Source organism: Actinoplanes sp. CA-252034 (assembly GCF_050956125.1).
In the GTDB taxonomy this organism is placed as follows: domain Bacteria; phylum Actinomycetota; class Actinomycetes; order Mycobacteriales; family Micromonosporaceae; genus Actinoplanes.
Genome location: NZ_CP191846.1, coordinates 6,719,243 through 6,735,772, shown reverse-complemented (window position 1 = coordinate 6,735,772; position 16,530 = coordinate 6,719,243). Strand labels below are relative to the sequence as shown.

Sequence of the window (16,530 nt, the reverse complement as noted above, 5' to 3'; positions counted from 1 at the left end):
CCTTCGGGGTACGCCACGAACGCGAAACTTCCTCAGGATGCTAAGACATTGAAGAATGTGAAATCTAGGTTTCGCGGAAGAAGGCGACCGCCTCGACCAGGGCTCGATCGGTCAGCGCCGGATCGTGACGCGCGCCGACGTCCCGCATGAACGCGTGCTCGCCTCCGGTGTAGACGTGCAGTTCCACATCGGTCAGGCCCGCCGCGTACAGCCGGGTGATGATGTCCAGGCGCGCCTCGGCCGGGACGTGCGGGTCCTGGCTACCGAAAACGATCAGCAGCCGGCCCCGGATGTCGGCCGCCCGCTCCAGACTGTCGGCGGTGTCCGCACCGAGCGCGCCGTTGTGCAGCCCCGTCGGGTAGAAGCAGACGGTCGCCTTGACCCGCTGATCAAAAGCGGCCCGGAACGCCAGGTGTCCACCGATGCAGAAACCGGTCACGAACACGTCGCCCACATCCGGCCGGGCATCCAGATAGTCCAGCACCGCCGTCCGGTCGGCGTCGAACGCCGCCGTCGTGGTCGCCGCCGCCCCGGCCAGGCCCCGCTGCTTGCCGGCGTCGTCGAACTCCAGCGCGACCCCGCCCAGCTCGCCGTGCGGATAGATCTCCGGCACCACCACCACGAACCCGTCGGCCGCCAGCCGCCGGGCCGTACGCAGCGTCGACTCGGTCAACTGGAAGATGTCGGTGTAGAGCAGCAGGCCGGGCCACGCCTTGTCGTTGGCCGGGCGGATCACGACAGTCCGGATGTCGCCCACCCGGACCTCTTCTTCACGCAACTTCATGATCCGCACATTAGGGGCCGGGTGGGCACTATTGGCTATCCTGCGTGCGGTGCCGAGTACATTTCCCACCCACCCCGCCGGAATCCTGCCCCTCAAACTGTGGCGGCCACGCTGGTTCGACGGCGTCGCCCTGACCCTGGGAGCGGCGTCGCCCGACGTGGCGTACCTCGTCGACGGCAGCGGACTGCCGGTCTGGCCGCTCTCCCACGAGCTCCACGGGCTGATCATCTTCTGCCTGCCGGTCACGCTGCTGGGCTGCCTCATGGTGCGCCGCGCGATCCCGGTGATCGCCGCCCACCTGCCCGCCGGCCGGACGTTCGCCCTGCGCGACTACGGCGCGCTGCGCCACTCCGGGCATCGCTGGTGGATCACCGTGACGTCGGCGATCATCGGCGCGGCCAGCCACCTCGTCCTCGACGGACTCGAAGCCTGGTACCCGGACATCGAATACCCGGCCCACATCGTAGGGCTCGCGGCCATGGCGATGATCGCGGCGATCATCGGACGCGGGCGCCTGCTGCGCCGCTGGCACGGCGACCCGCCACCGGCCGATCGGCATCCGGTCCGGTTCTGGTCCGTCGTGGCCGCGGTCGCGGTGCCTCTGCTCGCGGTCGTCCCGTTCCTCCCGGCCGCCTTCCTTCCCCACACCACGGGGGTACGGGTGCTGACCGCCCTCGCCCTGGGCCTGCTCGCCGCCGCAGCGATCGTCGGCGGGCGCCGTGCCGCCCCCGCTCCCAGCCCCGCCTGATCGGAGAACACCGGCCTCGGCCTACGCCGGCCCGACGGTCGGCGGCGTGAAGGGGCCGTCCGCCCCCGTCTCGGGTTGACTCTCGATCCGGTCGAGGGTCCAGAGTGCCGGGTGACGCCAAGCGAGGAGGTTCTCCATGATCGACCTGGAACTGCTGCGACCCGCCCTGCGAGCCGGCTGGGGACCGGACACCTGCGACCCCCACGACCTCAGAGATTGGCACCCCGGCAATCCGGCTCGTGGCCAATGCGGGGTGACGGCCCTGATCGTTCACGATCTGCTCGGCGGCGAGCTGATCCTCGGCGAGGTCCTCGTGGGGGAGGCCAAGGTCGGCCATCACTACTGGAACCGGCTGCCCGACGGCCGCGAGGTGGACCTCACCGCCGGCCAGTTCCATCCGGGCGAGACCGTCGTCGGCAGCCGGGTGCAGCAGCGGCCGCCCGGCGCGCCCCGACGATGCCGCAGCCAGTACGAGACCTTGAGACGACGAGTCCTGACCACGCTCGCGGACACCGGGGCGGTCCGCGGTCGGCAGCCCACGCCCTGACCTACTGCTCGTCAGGGCGTGGGGCCGTGCCGTGCGCCAGGCGTGCTCGAACTCGGCCGGGGTGATCTCCTGCCCGGCCGGTTCGGGCTCGTACAGATCGATCGGCGCGTCGAAGAGCCAGTCGTCCGGCGTTTCGGCGTTGACGGCACGGCCGATCGCACTTGCGGACGCTACTCGGCTGCCAGGTAATAGTTCACGAGCGGAAGCCCCGTGAACCCGACCGCTTCGTAGAGAGCGCGCGCTGGTGCGTGCCCGGGATCGCCGCCGGTGCCGACGGTTACCAGGGCGAGCCCTTGCTCACGGAGTCGACGGATGGCGAACTCCATCAGTCTCCGGCCGTGACCACGACGCTGGTGCTCCGGGTGCACCGCGATCATCTCGACGATCCCCAACGAATCGTCCCGGTGCTGCCGGAGAACGACGAAACCCGCCGCGACATCGTCGGGCGTGACGAGGACGAACGATTCGGCGCCGTCGGCGAGGCAGTGCTCCCGGACGCTGGCGGTCTGCGCCTCCCGCCAGTGCGGGCGGTACAGCAGGTCGAAGATCGCGGATCCGAGGATGCTCTCGAACGAGCTGAAGACCGGCTCCCACGCTCGGAGGGACAGTTCGACGACGGCTTCCAGATCAGCGGGCGTCAGAGGCCGGATTCGGTACGGGGGCACGGTGGCGCGAGACTTGATGGGCATGCGGATGCTCCGTTCCATGACGGCGAGGCCGATACGTGGACACGTACGGGCCGAGGACGTTGGAAGCGGCGGAGCAAGATGCTGCAGGATGCTCGCCGCTCAGGAGCGGCGGGTCCGACCGGCAGCAGCGCAGCAGATCAAGGTCATGCGGCGGACAGTAGCGCAGGATCCGTACCACTCGCGAACCGATTCTCCGCCGGTGATCCGGTGCAGGCGCACGGGTCCGGGGGCGGCTGGGTGGTGAAACGCCGAACGGCGGCCCGCTGAACCAGTCGGGCCGCCGTTCGGCGAGAAGATGGTGGATCAGAGCGAGCGGATGTTCTCCGCCTGCAGGCCCTTCTGGCCCTGGGTGATGTCGAACTCGACCCGCTGGTTCTCGTCGAGGCTACGGAAGCCGGTCGAGGCGATGGCGGAGAAGTGGGCGAAGACGTCGGCGCCGCCGCCGTCCTGGGTGATGAAGCCGAAGCCCTTGTCGCCGTTGAACCACTTCACGGTACCTGTAGTCATGTCTCGCTCCTTCGCAGGCTGTAGGGGACCGCGATGTGCGGACCCCTTACGCCGCCGCGTTGATCGCCCGCGCCGAACCGACACGACAAACGAAAAAGCGCCTGTGAGGGTGTCAGATAACCCCAACAGGCGCTGGAAACGTCTACGGAAATCAAAACTGCAACGGGCAGACCGTAGCACGAGTTTCGCCCGGGTCGCGGTCTATTGCCCGAGTACGTGGTGGCTGTCACGGCCGGCGCGCCTTCTCGTTCGTGCCGGTGGTGCGCCGCACGTTGCTGGATTCCGGCCCGATGACAGCGAGCGGTCCCTTTCCCGGCGGTCCCTTTCCTGAGGGGGAAGGGACCGTCAGGCGTGAGAGGTCATGCGGCGTCGGCTTGCTGGTGGCACCGGTGGTTCTGGTTGTGGTGAAGGGCTTCTTCGAGCTGGTCTTCGAGGATGATGATCCGGCAGGCGGCTTCCAGGGCGGTGCCGTGATCGACCATCTCCCGCGCTCGCACGGCCAGGCGCAGCTGGTAACGGGAGTAGCGGCGGTGGCCGCCGGGGGAACGGAACGGGATGATCAGTTTTGCCTCGTCGAGGCGGCGCAGGAAGTCCTGTGAGGCGCCGACTATCTCGGCGGCGCGGCCCATGGTGTAGGCGGGGTAGTCGTCGTCGTTGAGCAGGTCGTCGGGCTGGGCCATACCTTCCTTCTTCATGAACGAGGGCCCCGGCGCGTGTTGCGCCGGGGCCCAGGGTTACGGGTTGAATACACCATCTACCGACAGGTTCGTCGGGTTCTCGTTTCCGCACCGTGCCGCTATCGGCGACAGAGGGCGCGAGGATCGCATAAGCGTGACCGGAGACCATCTCACGTTCGATGGGACTACGGTGTCCACCGCAGAACTAGGACCACGTCCTGACGGCGGGCGATCCAACGGCGTCAAACCCTCCCTTTCCTCTGATTACCTCTTCCATTGACACCCCACCGGTGTCAGAGCCCCACGCGACTTCATGGCCCCGAACACGTACGGCGGATCTACCTGCATCCGACGGAGCCCTGAACCTGCATCAGCCCCGCCGGCGGTGCCCTGACCTGGACTTACGTCAGGGTCTTGACGTGCACCTGACAACTTGCCTTGCCTTACGTTGTTGCGTGCAGTGATGTGTTTCCACCGCGGTCACCGAGCGAGCCACGAAAGGATTCGGGCACTGCTTGACGCTCGGCCTGTTTCGTCGGCGTCTTTTACCGATCTCCGTCGTCAACGGGAGGAACGTTACCCCGCCTTGCGGAGAAAGTCTAGTCCGCAGGGACCAGACTTTCTCCGTGCCGCCGGGTGTTCGGCGGCGCACCGGGCAAGCCGCGTCAGAGGCGAGCGCGCAGGGCGATCTCCAACTCGAAACCCCGGCGGGGGTCGCGGATCTGCGGGCCGAACAGGTCGGTCAGCAGGCGCAGGCGGTGGCGTACGGTCTGTGGGTGGACGTGCAGGTGGGCGGCCACCTCGATGGCGTTGCGGTTGAACGTCAGCCAGGCCAGCAGGGTTTCGGCCAGCAGCCGGCGTTTGTCGGCGCGCAGCGGTGCGAGTGGCGCGAGACTGCGCTCGGCCAGTGCGTCGACCAGTGCCTCGTCCTGGAAGACGGTCAGGGTGGCGAGGTGCTCACTGCACCAGACGACGTGCCGCCGGGGGATCCGCCCCTTCGCGGCGAGGTCGAACGCCAGCCGTGCCCAGCGCAACGACCTGCCGGCACCCGTCGGCGCCACCGGCAGGCCGACCGCGACCTGGCGGTGGGCCAGGCAGTTGACGAGCGCGCGGACCTCGGCGCCGCTCTCCGGGTCCGGCACGATGAAGTACGGCGGGTCGTGCTCGAAGTCGTTCAGGACCTCCGGCGGCAGGATCGGCGGCGGCGCCTGTGGCCCGGGCGCGGCGACGACGGCTGCAAGACGCCGTGGCAGGCGCCAGTCGGCGGCAGCGGCGGCCGCGGCGAGTGCCTGTTCCGACGGGGCGGGGTCGCCGACGAGCAGGCCGAGCAGGTGACGGCGGCGCCGGTCCCGTTCACCGGCCTCGGCCTGGCGCGCCTGGGCGTACCCCTCGGCCGACGCCTCGGCGATCTCGTCGGTGTTGTCGAAGATGGCTTCGGACAGCCATGCCACCGCGTGCGGGGCGAGGGCGTGGCGTTCGGCGAACACCCGGAGCCGGCGGTTCGCCAGTCGCGCGCAGAGGCGGACCGCGGCGTGCAGCGCGTCCAGGGAGCGGCCGGCCCGCATCTCGTTCGCGCCGGCGGAGCGGTAGAGGTCACGCCAGTCGGTGTCGTTCTCCGGATCGGGGTCGACGTGCCGGTCGAGCAGTTGCAGGTAACGGCGTAACGCGAGGTCGACTCCGGCTCGCAACGGGTGGCCGGCGCGGTCGGCGGCGTACTCCGGAACGCGCTTTTGAATCTCCCGGACCATCGTCTCGGCCGAGCCGAGGATGTCGGCGCGCAGCAGGTCGACGGTCTCCGGTGTCATCGCCGTCGAGGCGGTGGGCCGTGGTGTGTCACGCATCGTCATGCCGCGCCCTCCCATCGGGTCGCGTATCGACGTCGGTCTACTTATTGCCGTCAAGCTACTACAGCGTACGGGCCTGTGGGGATACACACCGGAGTGACAGTTCTGTCCATCGATACGCGCATTTCGATGACTGTCACAGCCGGTGACCGTTTCGTTAGTTTCGGGCCCTCGAACATCCCCCGAGAGGCAGAGGTGACCCCCATGCACGTGTCTCGTCCCCGCACCCGCCGCGCTGTCACCGGCGTCGTCGCCACGGTCCTGCTGGCCACCGGCGGCACGATGATCGGGGCCGCTCCCGCCGCGGCCGCCGCCGACTGCGCCGACGTCGACGTGGTCGTCGCCCGGGGCACCGGCGAACCCGGCCGACTGGGCCTCATCGTCGGTGACCCGGTGTACTCGGCCATCCAGCGGCGGCTGTCCGGCACGACGTCGACCGGTCACGCCGTGGACTACCCGGCGAGCATCAGCCCCACCTCACCGGCCCAGGGCAACCGCGCCCTGGTCGACCACGTGACCGCCCAGGCGCGGGACTGCCCCGCCCAGCGCTTCATCCTCGTCGGCTACTCGCAGGGAGCCAACGTGGTCGGCAACGCCCTCGGCATCAGCTCGCAGGGCGCCGCCGTGGGCTCGCCGGTCGTCGCCACCATCCCGTCCGCCGTTCAGCCGCGGGTGGTGGCCGTCCTGGTGTTCGGATACCCGCTGCGCAAGCTCGGCCGGGGCATCACCGGTGCGTACGCCGCGCGAACCCTGGACATCTGCGCCGACCGGGACGTGGTGTGCGACCCTCTCGGCACCAGCACGATCGCGCACCTGAGCTACACCGGCGACGCCACCCGGGCCGCCACGTTCGCCGCCGGACGGCTGTAGGCCCCCGTCGTACCCCCACGGGTCAGAGTGCCGATCCCCTCACCGGCACCCTGACCCGTGGGCGAACCACGCGACGCGAGCTCAGCTCCCTCCGGTCAGCCACCGTTCGATGCAGGTGAGCAGGTCCTCGGCGTCGACGGGTTTGGTCACGTAGTCACTGGCGCCGGAGGAGATGCTCTTCTCGCGGTCGCCGTGCATGGCCTTGGCGGTGACGGCGATGATCGGCAGGTCGGCGTACTTGGGCATGGCCCGGATGGCGGCGGTGGCCGCGTAGCCGTCCATCTCCGGCATCATGACGTCCATCAGGATCAGGTCGATGTCGTCGTGCCGGGCGAGCACCTCGATGCCCTTGCGCCCGTTCTCGGCGTAGACGACCTCCATGCCGTGCAGCTCGAGGATGTTCGTCAGCGCGAAGACGTTCCGGGCGTCGTCGTCGACCACCAGAACCTTGCGTCCCGCCAGGTTCTGGGCGAAGGCCGAGACGTCGGCGAGCGTGTCGACCGGCATCGGCGGCGGCACCACCCGCTGACCGGCCTCGGTCGACAGGTGCAGGGTGATGCGCTCGCGCAGGTCGTCCAGGCTCGACAGCGACTCCAGCGGGCGGGTCTGGGCGAAGGCCTGCAGCAGGGTGTCGTTGCCCAACGGCGCGTTCTGGGTCCGGAAGACCAGGACCGGGACGTCCCTGAGGTCCGCCTCGTCGTGCAGCGCCTTGAGGAAGTTCGGGCCGTTGTCGCCGGGCATCGCCAGGTCGAGCACCACGGCGTGGTAGCGCTGGGACCGCAGCTCGGCGACGGCGGCTTCCGGGGAGACCGCGGTCATCACGTCGGTCGGCCCCTGGGTGTCGGCCACGGTCGCCGCAGCGCCACGGGCGATCAGGGTCAACAGCCCCTCCACGTGGCTCTCCACCACCAGCAGCCGCCGGGGCGCGTCCGGAGCGGCGGGCGCCAGCGGGTGCGCCGGCGGAGCGGCGGGCGACACCAGCGCCGGCGGCACGAGGTCGGCCACTCGCTGGACCGGCATGTACAGGGTGAAGGTGCTGCCCTGGCCCAGGACACTGCGTGCGCTGATCTCCCCACCGAGCAGCCAGGCGATCTCCCGGCTGATCGACAGGCCCAGGCCGGTCCCGCCGTAGCGTCGGCTGGTGGTGCCGTCGGCCTGCTGGAACGCGTCGAAGATCGCGGTCAGCTGCTGTTCGGCGATGCCGATGCCGGTGTCGGTCACCCGGAACGCGATCACGGTGTCCTGCTCGGCCATCGCCGGCGACAGCTCACCGGGCGTGGCGCGTTCGATACGTAGCCGTACGCCGCCCTGCTCGGTGAATTTCACGGCGTTGGAGAGAAGGTTGCGCAACACCTGGCGCAGCCGCTGCTCGTCGGTGAACAGACCACGCGGCACGTCCCCCGCGGTCGACACCTCGAAGTCGAGCCCGCGGGAGGTGGTCAGCGGCCGGAACGTCGCCTCCACGTAGTCGACCAGATTGCGCAGCTCGAACGCCTCCGGCGCGATGTCCATCTTGCCGGCCTCGACCTTGGACAGATCGAGGATGTCGTTGATCAGCTGCAGCAGGTCGGTGCCGGCCGAGTGGATGACCGTGGCGTACTCCACCTGCTTGGTGGTCAGGTTGCGTGACGGGTTCTGCGCCAGCAGCTGAGCCAGGATCAACAGCGAGTTCAGCGGCGTACGCAACTCGTGGCTCATGTTGGCGAGGAACTCGGACTTGTACTTCGACGCCAGCGCCAGCTGCTGGGCCCGTGCCTCCAGCTCCTGGCGGGCCTGCTCGATCTCGGAGTTCTTCGTCTCGATGTCGCGGTTCTGCCGGGCCAGCAGCGACGCCTTGTCCTCCAGCTCGGCGTTCGAGCGCTGCAGCTCCTCGGAGCGGGCCTGCAACTCCTCGGACCGGGCCTGCAGCTCGGCCGCGAGCCGCTGCGACTCGGTGAGCAGCACATCGGTGCGCGCGTTGGCGACCATCGTGTTCACGTTGACGCCGATCGTCTCCATCAGCTGGTCCAGGAAGTCATGGTGCACCTGGGTGAACCGCGACATCCCGGCCAGCTCGATGACGCCGAGCGCCTGATCCTCGACCAGGATCGGCAAGACCACGACCTGCAGGGGTACGGCCGAACCGAGGCTGGAGGAGACGGTGAAGAAGTCGGCCGGCACCTCGTCGACGACGATGCGCCGTTTCGCGACCGCGGCCTGGCCGACCAGTGACTCGCCGAGGGCGTAGCGACGATCCGCGCCGTTGTGCCCGTAGGTGCCGACCACCCGCAGGTCAGCGCCCGCTCCGGTGTCGTCGACCAGCAGGAACGTGCCCAGCTGTGCGCCGACCAGGGGGACCAGCTCGTTCATCACCAGCGACGCGACGACCTCCAGGTCGCGGTGGCCCTGCATCAGCGACGAGATCCGGGCCAGGTTGGTCTTGAGCCAGTCCTGCTCCTGGTTGGCCCGGGTGGTCTCGCGCAGCGACTCCACCATGAAGTTGATGTTGTCCTTGAGCTCGGCGACCTCACCGGAGGCGTCCACGGTGATCGACCGGGTCAGGTCACCGGTGGCGACCGCGCTGGTCACCTCGGCGATCGCCCGGACCTGCCGGGTGAGGTTGCCGGCGAGCTCGTTGACGTTCTCGGTGAGCCGCTTCCACGTGCCGGAGACGCCCTCCACCTCGGCCTGCCCGCCGAGACGGCCCTCGCTGCCGACCTCGCGGGCCACCCGGGTCACCTCGGCGGCGAAGCTGGAGAGCTGGTCGACCATGGTGTTGATGGTGGTCTTGAGCTCCAGGATCTCGCCGCGCGCGTCGACGTCGATCTTCTTGGTCAGGTCGCCCTGCGCCACGGCGGTGGTGACCTGGGCGATGTTGCGGACCTGGCCGGTCAGGTTGTTCGCCATCGAGTTGACGTTGTCGGTGAGGTCCTTCCACGTCCCGGCGACGTTGGGCACCCGGGCCTGGCCGCCGAGCCGGCCCTCGGTGCCGACCTCGCGGGCCACCCGGGTCACCTCGTCGGCGAACGCGCTCAGCGTATCCACCATGGTGTTGATGGTCTGGGCCAGGACCGCGACCTCGCCCTTGGTCTCCACGGTGATCTTCTTGCTCAGGTCGCCCTGCGCCACACCGGTGGCCACCAGGGCGATCGAGCGCACCTGGCTGGTCAGGTTCGAGGCCATCACGTTGACGTTGTCGGTCAGGTCCTTCCACGTGCCGCCCACGTTGAGCACCCGGGCCTGGCCGCCGAGCCGGCCCTCGGTGCCGACCTCGCGGGCCACCCGGGTCACCTCGTCGGCGAACGCGGAGAGCTGGTCGACCATCGTGTTGATGGTCTCCTTCAGCTCCAGGATCTCGCCGCGGGCGTCGACCCGGATCTTCTGCGTCAGGTCACCGCGGGCCACCGCCGTGGTGACCTCGGCGATGCTGCGCACCTGGGCGGTCAGGTTGTCGCCCATCACGTTCACCGACTCGGTGAGGTCCTTCCACGTGCCGGAGACACCCTTCACGTCGGCCTGACCACCCAGCCGGCCCTCGGTGCCGACCTCGCGGGCCACCCGGGTCACCTCGTCGGCGAACGACGACAGCTGGTCCACCATCGTGTTGATGGTGTTCTTCAGCTCCAGGATCTCGCCGCGCGCGGTGACGGTGATCTTCTGCGACAGGTCGCCCCTGGCCACGGCGGTGGCCACCTGGGCGATGCTGCGGACCTGATCGGTCAGGTTGCCGGCCATCGAGTTGACCGAGTCGGTGAGGTCACGCCAGGTGCCGGCGACCCCGCTGACCTGGGCCTGCCCTCCCAGACGCCCGTCGGTGCCGACCTCGCGGGCCACCCGGGTCACCTCGTCGGCGAACGACGACAGCTGGTCGACCATGGTGTTGATCGTGGACTTGAGCTCGAGGATCTCGCCGCGCGCGTCGACGGTGATCTTCTGCGACAGGTCGCCCCTGGCCACGGCGGTGGTGACCTGGGCGATGTTACGGACCTGGTTCGTCAGGTTGCCGGCCATGAAGTTCACCGAGTCGGTGAGGTCACGCCAGGTGCCGGCGACGCCCGGCACCTCCGCCTGACCACCGAGCCGGCCCTCGCTGCCCACCTCGCGGGCCACCCGGGTCACCTCGTCGGCGAACGACGACAACTCGTCGACCATCGTGTTGATGGTGTTCTTCAGCTCCAGGATCTCGCCGCGCACGTCCACGGTGATCTTCTGCGAAAGGTCACCGCGGGCCACCGCCGTGGCCACCTGCGCGATGTCACGCACCTGGTCGGTCAGGTTGCCGGCCATCGCGTTCACCGAGTCGGTCAGGTCCTTCCACGTGCCGGAGACACCGGGCACCTCGGCCTGACCGCCGAGCTGACCCTCCGTCCCGACCTCCCGCGCCACCCGGGTCACCTCGGAGGTGAACAGGGACAGCTGGTCGACCATGCCGTTGAACACGGTGGCGATCTCCCCGAGCAGCCCCTCCCCGTCGTCGGGCAGCCGGGTGCCGAAGTCACCGTCACGGACCGCGGTCAACCCCGCCAGCAGCTGCCGCAGGTCACGATCGGCCACCGCGGCACCCGCCGCGGGATCACGCGTCGTCAATTCATCGCCCACAGGAACTCTCCGCCGTTCGTCGGTTCCATCACCCCGTCCACCAGCAGCGGGATGATCGGCGGCAAGTATGCCGGTCAACCACCGGCGCCGGTGACCGGGGGAGTGGGGCCGTCGCCCTCCGGACCGGCCGTCAGCCGATGGGTCAGCAGGCCCGTCATGGCCCGAACGCCGTGACCGATCGCCCGCTCGTCGGCGGCGAAGTCGAGCGTGTGCGGTGCGCCGTTCATCCCCGCCTCGGTGTCCGCGACGCCGAGGTAGAGCATCGCGCCCGGCGCCTCGCGGAGGAACAGGGCGAAATCCTCGCAGTTGTACGGCCACGACGCCCGGCCCCACAGGACGGACTCGGGCCCCAGCGCCGTGCTCAGGTGAAGCCCGGCCGCCGTGCTGAGCTCCACCGAGTTGACCATGGCGGGGAACGGGTCGTCGTAGGGGTACTCGACGTGGCCGCCCGCCCGCGCCGCGAGCCGCTCGATCCGCGTGCGCAGCTCCGGGAACCGCTCCTGCGGCCATACCTTCAGCATGATGCCGGCGGCGGGCTGCCCGTCCGGGGTGCGCTCGGTCCACTGGGCGAGGCTCACGGACTCCTGGCGCGTGGCCGCGATCTCCGGGTCCAGCAACGCGTGGAAACGCGCGCGATAGTCGGCGACGCTCTGCGGGAACCCGGCCGAGTCGATCCCCTCCACCGCGGACGCGACGGAGGCGACCGCCGCGTCGTCCCCGCCGGGCAGCACGATCCGGATGTTGTCGACCCCGGGCAGGCCGTACCCCGGGGACACCGTGATCGTCCCGGCCGGGAACGGGGCACAGTGCAGCGCGTAGCTCTCGCGGGGGGCGAGCCTCTGCGCCAGCCCGGTCTGCAGCATCGCCCGAGCGCCCTGCAGGGGCTCCTCAGCCGGCTGGAAGACGAACACCAGCCGGCCTCGTACCCCCTCGGAGTCCCGTGCCAGGGTCCGGGCGACGCCGACCCCGATCGCGGTGTGCAGGTCGTGCCCGCACAGGTGCGCGACGTCCGGGACGCGGGAGGCGAAGCTCTCGTCGAAGACCCGGCCGGACCGAGGGAAGGACAGCGAGTTGTATCGCACGTCGACGGCGTCCATGTCGGCCCGGTACATCACCGTCGGGCCGTCCCCGGAACCGTCGAGCACCGCGAGGACTCCGTGGCCGCCGACGCCGGTCGTCACCTCCAGCCCGGCGGCGCGCAGCTGCTCCGCGACCAGGCCGGCCGTCTCCCGCTCCTCACCGGCCAACTCCGGGTTGCGGTGGATCTCCCGCCGGAGCTCGATCAATTCGTCCTCGAGGATCGTCACCGGTGAATGTTGCACCCGGCCGTCGATGCACCGCATCACATTTCCGCCGTCGGCCCGGGCGTCGTCGGAGTGCGAGTCGGTGGTGGGCCCTACCGGCCGCCGGAGGGGCGCAGCTCGCCGGAGCCGCGGCGCATCAGGGTGGTGGTCGCTACCGGCCGGCGGTGGGGCGCAGCTCGCCGGAGCCGCGGCGGATCAGGGTGGTGGGGATCCAGTGCTCGGCGGGCGGGCCGGTGTGGCCGTCGATGCGGCGGAACAGGGCCTGGGCGGCGGTGCGGCCCATCGCCGCCGGGTCCTGGGCGATCACGGTGATCGCCGGCTCCAGCAGGTCGGCCAGGGGGAAGTCGTCGAAGCCGACCACGGCCACGCTCTGGTGCAGCTGGAGACGGCGCAGCGCCCGGATCGCACCGATCGTGACGGCGTTCTGGGCGGTGAACAGGGCGGTCGGGGGATCGGGGCGGTGGAACAGCTCCAGCACCCGGCTCTCGGCGAACGACTCGGAGCCCAGGTCGTCGAGGATCAGCCGCTCGTCGGCCTCGATGCCGGCCTCCCGCAGCGCCGCACGGTAGCCGTCCTGGCGGAGGCGGGCCGTGGGGATCCGGACATGGTCGCTGAGGCAGGCCACCCGGCGGTGGCCGTGGGCGATCAGGTGCCGGGTCGCCTCGGTGGCGCCCAGGGCGTTGGTGGCCAGAACGGTGTCGCCGGGGAAGCCGTGGCCGGGGCGGTCGACGAACACCACCGGGGTGTCGATCCGCAACTCCGACGCCAGGTAGCTCTGGTCCGCGCTCACCGTCGCCATGATCAGGCCGTCGGCCCGGCGCATGGTGATGGCTCGGGCCAGCTCGCGTTCGCGGTTGGAGCACTCGTCGAGGCTGCCGGTGATCACCTGGACGCCACGGGAGCGGGCCTCGTCGTCCACGGCCCGGTGCAGGGTGGCGAAGAACGGGTTGCCGACGTCCTGGAGCAGCAGCGCGATCATCTCGGTACGCCGGTCGTTGCGCCGCAGGGTGCTGGCCCCGATGTCCGGGCTGTAGTTGAGGATCTCGATCGCGCTGCGCACCTGGGCCACCAGGAGCGGGGAGACGTTCTCCTCGTTGTTGACCACGCGGGAGACCGTCTTCAGGCTGACGCCGGCGATCTTGGCGACGTCGTTCATCGTGGGCCGGCCGTTGCCTCGCCCGCGGGACGCCCGTTCCGGTGCCACCCGTGTTCCCCGTCCCCCGTGATGCTGATCGGGGTACAGCGTAAGTGCAGCCCGGGAGCGGGACAACGATGTCAGGGGTGGCACAATCGTCGAAACGCTTCGCTGACCACGGCAAACAAAGCTTCCCGAAACAATCTGTTGACAACGATGGGCGGCTAACGTTCACTCCCTTGACAACGTTGTCAGGGACACGCCGTCCCGCCCCAGCTGACCTTTGTCGTGACCAGGAGCCCCACACCAGATGACGAAGGCCGACAACTCCGAGACCCAGCGCATCAGCGGATGGACTCCACCGCGCGCGCCGGGAGGTACGGAACACGCCACCACCGGCGCCGGGCCCGGCCCACACCGGCTCGACGGGCCGCCACCCGTACGCTCCGGCCGCCCGCTTCTGGTGCTGGCCGCGGCGACCGGCCTGGCCGTCATCGGCTACGGCATCGCGGCGGTCGTGGTGATCGGCACCGACTCGGCACGAACACCCGAGCGCGCGCTCCCCGCCCCGGAGTGGGTGCCCGGCCAGGCGACCCCACCGGTGTCGGTGCTCCCCTCACCGCCGGCGGAGTCGGCCGTGCCGACCCGGGAGATCCGCACGGTCCGGGTCGAGAGCACCGCCCGCCCCGGCCGCGGTCCGGCCTCCCCGACCTCGGCGGCCGGCACCTCGCCCGCGGCGGATCCGGCTTTCACCGTGGGCCGCACCGTCGGCGTCGGGGTGACCGGACTGACCGGCCACCGGCTGCGCAACCGGGACTTCGTCGCCCGCATCGAGGCCGACAGTGCCGCCGGCGGACCGAGCGGGCGGTTCGTGGTACGGCAGGGACTCGCGGACGCCCGCTGCGTGTCCTTCGAGTCGGCCGAGTTCCCCGGCTTCCACCTGCGGCATCGCAACTACGTCCTCCTCGTGGAGCGGGCCGAGCCGAGCGCCCTCTACCGGGCCGACGCGACCTTCTGCCCGGAGGCGTCCGCCGGCGGGTATGCGTTGCGCTCGGTGAACTTCCCGAACCATCGCCTGGTCCGGGCCGACGGTCTCGTGCGACTCGTGGAGGTGCCGGCCGGACAGGCGACCGTGTTCCGGGCCCTGGCCCCGATCTGATCGCCCCGACTCGCCGCCCCGTCATCCGGGCCGCTCGTTCCGACCCGTCCAGCGCCGAAAGCCGCCCGGGCCGCCCGCCTTCACCGCGCCGGCCCAGGCGGACCCCGATCTGACCGAACGGACATCCACCATGCCCCTCACCTCGGCGGACATCCACAACGTGGCGTTCAGCGACCCGATGCCGGGTGAACGCGGCTACGACAGGGAACAGGTCGACGAGTTCCTCGGTGTGGCCGAGCGAGCGTTCACCCGCCTCAACGGCCAGAACCGGGCACTACGTGAACGGCTCCGGGAGGCGGCGCCGGAGCAGGAGGCGGCAGCCGTCGCGGCCGAGCTCGACCGGCTCCGGTCCGAGCAGGCACGAGCCGAACAGCAGGCCCGCGCCCTGACCGCCGAGCTCGCCCGCGCCCGGGAGACGGCACAGCGGCCCGCGGAGACCGGCGACCGGGTGCTCGCGGTGGCCCAGCGGCACGCCGACGACCACCTGCGCGAAGCCGAGGACAAGGCCAAGATCCTGCTCGACAACGCCCGGGCCAAGGCCGACCAGGTGACCAGCGACGCACAACTCCGGGCGGCCACCATCGACAGCGACGCCCGGCACCGGCATGCGACCGCGGTGCACGGCCTGGCCGGGGAACGGGCTGCCGCGCTGGCCGAGATCGACCGCCTGGGCGGGATCCTGCGCGACCGGTACGCCGGGCTGCGCGACCTCATCGAGGGCCGGCTGCACGAGCTGGGCTGATCACCCTCTCCGCGGAGGAGCCCGCCGGTCTGTGGCAGCATCGGAGACCGTGCGGACCGTGGAACTGGTGCTCGACGACACCCTCGACGCGACCGTCCGTGATCTGTGGCGGATGCTGCACGTCGCCGGCCTGCGCAGCCTCGCCACGCACACGCACCCCAGCAACCGTCCGCACATCACCCTGGCGGTCGCGGCGTCCCTGGAGACGCTGCCGCCGGTGCGGCTGCCCGTGCCGGTCCGTCTCGGGCCGGTCCGCATGCTGGGCCGGGCCCTGGTCCGCGACGCCGACTCCCCGCGGCTGCGGGAGTTGCAGGCCGAGGTGTGGCGGGCCCTGGACGCGGAGAACCCGCTGCACACGCCGGACGTCTGGGCGCCGCACGTGAGCCTGGCCCTGAACATGCCCGAGACGCAGCGGGCCGGCGCGCTGGCGCTGCTCACCGGGATCCCGGCGATCTCCGGCGAGGCCGTCGGCGTCCGCTCCTACGACACCGAGACCCGCACGGTCACCGATCAGGGCGATTTCCCGGCGGTACGCGGGCGCGGGCGCCCACCCACAGCGACGCAGATCCCATAGACCCGGGCGTGACCGGTCCAGCCGTTCACCCGGCCCCGGTTGTTGCTGATCTGCACCCGCTGCCGCTCGTGGTCGACCGCCGACACCAGATGCAGGTAGGTCGTGCCGGCGACCCGGACCAGGACGATGTCGCCGGGCTCGACGCGCGCCGCGACCACCGGTGCCACCGTCACCAGGTCACCGCTGCGCACCAGAGGAACCATCGAACCACCGCGTGGACGGAACTCGACGGTGGCCCCGGCGGCGACCCGGGCGGCTACCGCGTCCAGTGCTCCCATGGCCCTGGACCCTGCCAAAGGCACGATTCGACGGCAATCGAGATTCGCGCATGAGGGCTGACCAGGTGGGGGAGCGGTGTGTGGTCCGTTCGGC

Annotated in this window: 15 protein-coding genes; 6 read left to right on the top strand and 9 right to left on the bottom strand. The window is 70.4% G+C overall.

Annotated elements, in window-relative coordinates; all coding sequences use genetic code 11:
• Positions 1-64: 64 nt before the first annotated feature.
• Entirely contained in the window at positions 65-784 is a 720-nt protein-coding gene (locus tag ACQPZW_RS31170) for a dienelactone hydrolase family protein (protein ID WP_433789613.1), read from the bottom strand.
• Between the two features lie 49 nt (positions 785-833).
• Between ACQPZW_RS31170 and ACQPZW_RS31165 the strand changes: the two genes are divergently transcribed.
• Positions 834-1,532 (top strand): DUF4184 family protein, encoded by a 699-nt coding sequence (locus ACQPZW_RS31165; RefSeq protein ID WP_433789612.1) that lies wholly within the window; start codon positions 834-836, stop codon positions 1,530-1,532.
• 136 nt (positions 1,533-1,668) lie between these two features.
• Positions 1,669-2,079 (top strand): YunG family protein, encoded by a 411-nt coding sequence (locus tag ACQPZW_RS31160; protein ID WP_433789611.1) that lies wholly within the window; start codon positions 1,669-1,671, stop codon positions 2,077-2,079.
• A gap of 170 nt (positions 2,080-2,249) precedes the next feature.
• On the opposite strand, the gene ACQPZW_RS31155 is transcribed toward ACQPZW_RS31160, so the two are convergent.
• From ACQPZW_RS31155 to ACQPZW_RS31140, 4 genes are all read right to left on the bottom strand, one after another.
• Positions 2,250-2,768: a GNAT family N-acetyltransferase gene (locus ACQPZW_RS31155; protein ID WP_433789610.1), complete on the bottom strand. Its 519-nt coding sequence runs from the start codon at positions 2,766-2,768 to the stop codon at positions 2,250-2,252.
• A 303-nt stretch (positions 2,769-3,071) separates the two neighbouring features.
• On the bottom strand, positions 3,072-3,275 hold the full coding sequence (locus ACQPZW_RS31150) for a cold-shock protein (protein ID WP_433789609.1): 204 nt from the start codon (positions 3,273-3,275) through the stop codon (positions 3,072-3,074).
• Between the two features lie 359 nt (positions 3,276-3,634).
• On the bottom strand, positions 3,635-3,955 hold the full coding sequence (locus tag ACQPZW_RS31145; RefSeq protein WP_433789608.1) for a MerR family transcriptional regulator: 321 nt from the start codon (positions 3,953-3,955) through the stop codon (positions 3,635-3,637).
• A 662-nt stretch (positions 3,956-4,617) separates the two neighbouring features.
• The gene (locus ACQPZW_RS31140) at positions 4,618-5,799 is read right to left on the bottom strand and encodes a PucR family transcriptional regulator (protein ID WP_433789607.1); all 1,182 of its coding nucleotides are present in this window, start codon (positions 5,797-5,799) and stop codon (positions 4,618-4,620) included.
• A 201-nt stretch (positions 5,800-6,000) separates the two neighbouring features.
• Between ACQPZW_RS31140 and ACQPZW_RS31135 the strand changes: the two genes are divergently transcribed.
• Complete coding sequence (locus ACQPZW_RS31135) at positions 6,001-6,666, top strand: cutinase family protein (RefSeq protein ID WP_433789606.1); 666 nt, start codon at positions 6,001-6,003, stop codon at positions 6,664-6,666.
• 81 nt (positions 6,667-6,747) lie between these two features.
• Here ACQPZW_RS31135 and ACQPZW_RS31130 read toward each other — a convergent pair whose 3' ends face one another.
• The 3 genes from ACQPZW_RS31130 to ACQPZW_RS31120 all read right to left on the bottom strand — a co-directional run bounded on the left by ACQPZW_RS31130 (position 6,748) and on the right by ACQPZW_RS31120 (position 13,752).
• The gene (locus tag ACQPZW_RS31130) at positions 6,748-11,244 is read right to left on the bottom strand and encodes a HAMP domain-containing protein (RefSeq protein ID WP_433789605.1); all 4,497 of its coding nucleotides are present in this window, start codon (positions 11,242-11,244) and stop codon (positions 6,748-6,750) included.
• Between the two features lie 74 nt (positions 11,245-11,318).
• Positions 11,319-12,551 carry a M20 metallopeptidase family protein gene (locus ACQPZW_RS31125; RefSeq protein ID WP_433789604.1) on the bottom strand — a complete coding sequence of 411 codons (1,233 nt, stop codon included), beginning with the start codon at positions 12,549-12,551 and terminating at the stop codon, positions 11,319-11,321.
• A 148-nt stretch (positions 12,552-12,699) separates the two neighbouring features.
• Positions 12,700-13,752, bottom strand: a complete 1,053-nt coding sequence (locus ACQPZW_RS31120; RefSeq protein WP_433789603.1) for a LacI family DNA-binding transcriptional regulator — start codon at positions 13,750-13,752, stop codon at positions 12,700-12,702.
• A gap of 241 nt (positions 13,753-13,993) precedes the next feature.
• On the opposite strand from ACQPZW_RS31120, the gene ACQPZW_RS31115 reads away from it, so the two are divergent.
• From ACQPZW_RS31115 to ACQPZW_RS31105, 3 genes are all read left to right on the top strand, one after another.
• On the top strand, positions 13,994-14,842 hold the full coding sequence (locus tag ACQPZW_RS31115; protein ID WP_433789602.1) for an AbfB domain-containing protein: 849 nt from the start codon (positions 13,994-13,996) through the stop codon (positions 14,840-14,842).
• A 130-nt stretch (positions 14,843-14,972) separates the two neighbouring features.
• Positions 14,973-15,584 carry a DivIVA domain-containing protein gene (locus tag ACQPZW_RS31110; RefSeq protein ID WP_433789601.1) on the top strand — a complete coding sequence of 204 codons (612 nt, stop codon included), beginning with the start codon at positions 14,973-14,975 and terminating at the stop codon, positions 15,582-15,584.
• Between the two features lie 49 nt (positions 15,585-15,633).
• Positions 15,634-16,158 (top strand): 2'-5' RNA ligase family protein, encoded by a 525-nt coding sequence (locus tag ACQPZW_RS31105; RefSeq protein ID WP_433789600.1) that lies wholly within the window; start codon positions 15,634-15,636, stop codon positions 16,156-16,158.
• Here the strand turns inward: ACQPZW_RS31105 and ACQPZW_RS31100 are convergent.
• Complete coding sequence (locus ACQPZW_RS31100; protein ID WP_433789599.1) at positions 16,095-16,436, bottom strand: S24 family peptidase; 342 nt, start codon at positions 16,434-16,436, stop codon at positions 16,095-16,097. The genes ACQPZW_RS31105 and ACQPZW_RS31100 overlap by 64 nt on opposite strands.
• Positions 16,437-16,530: the final 94 nt, after the last annotated feature.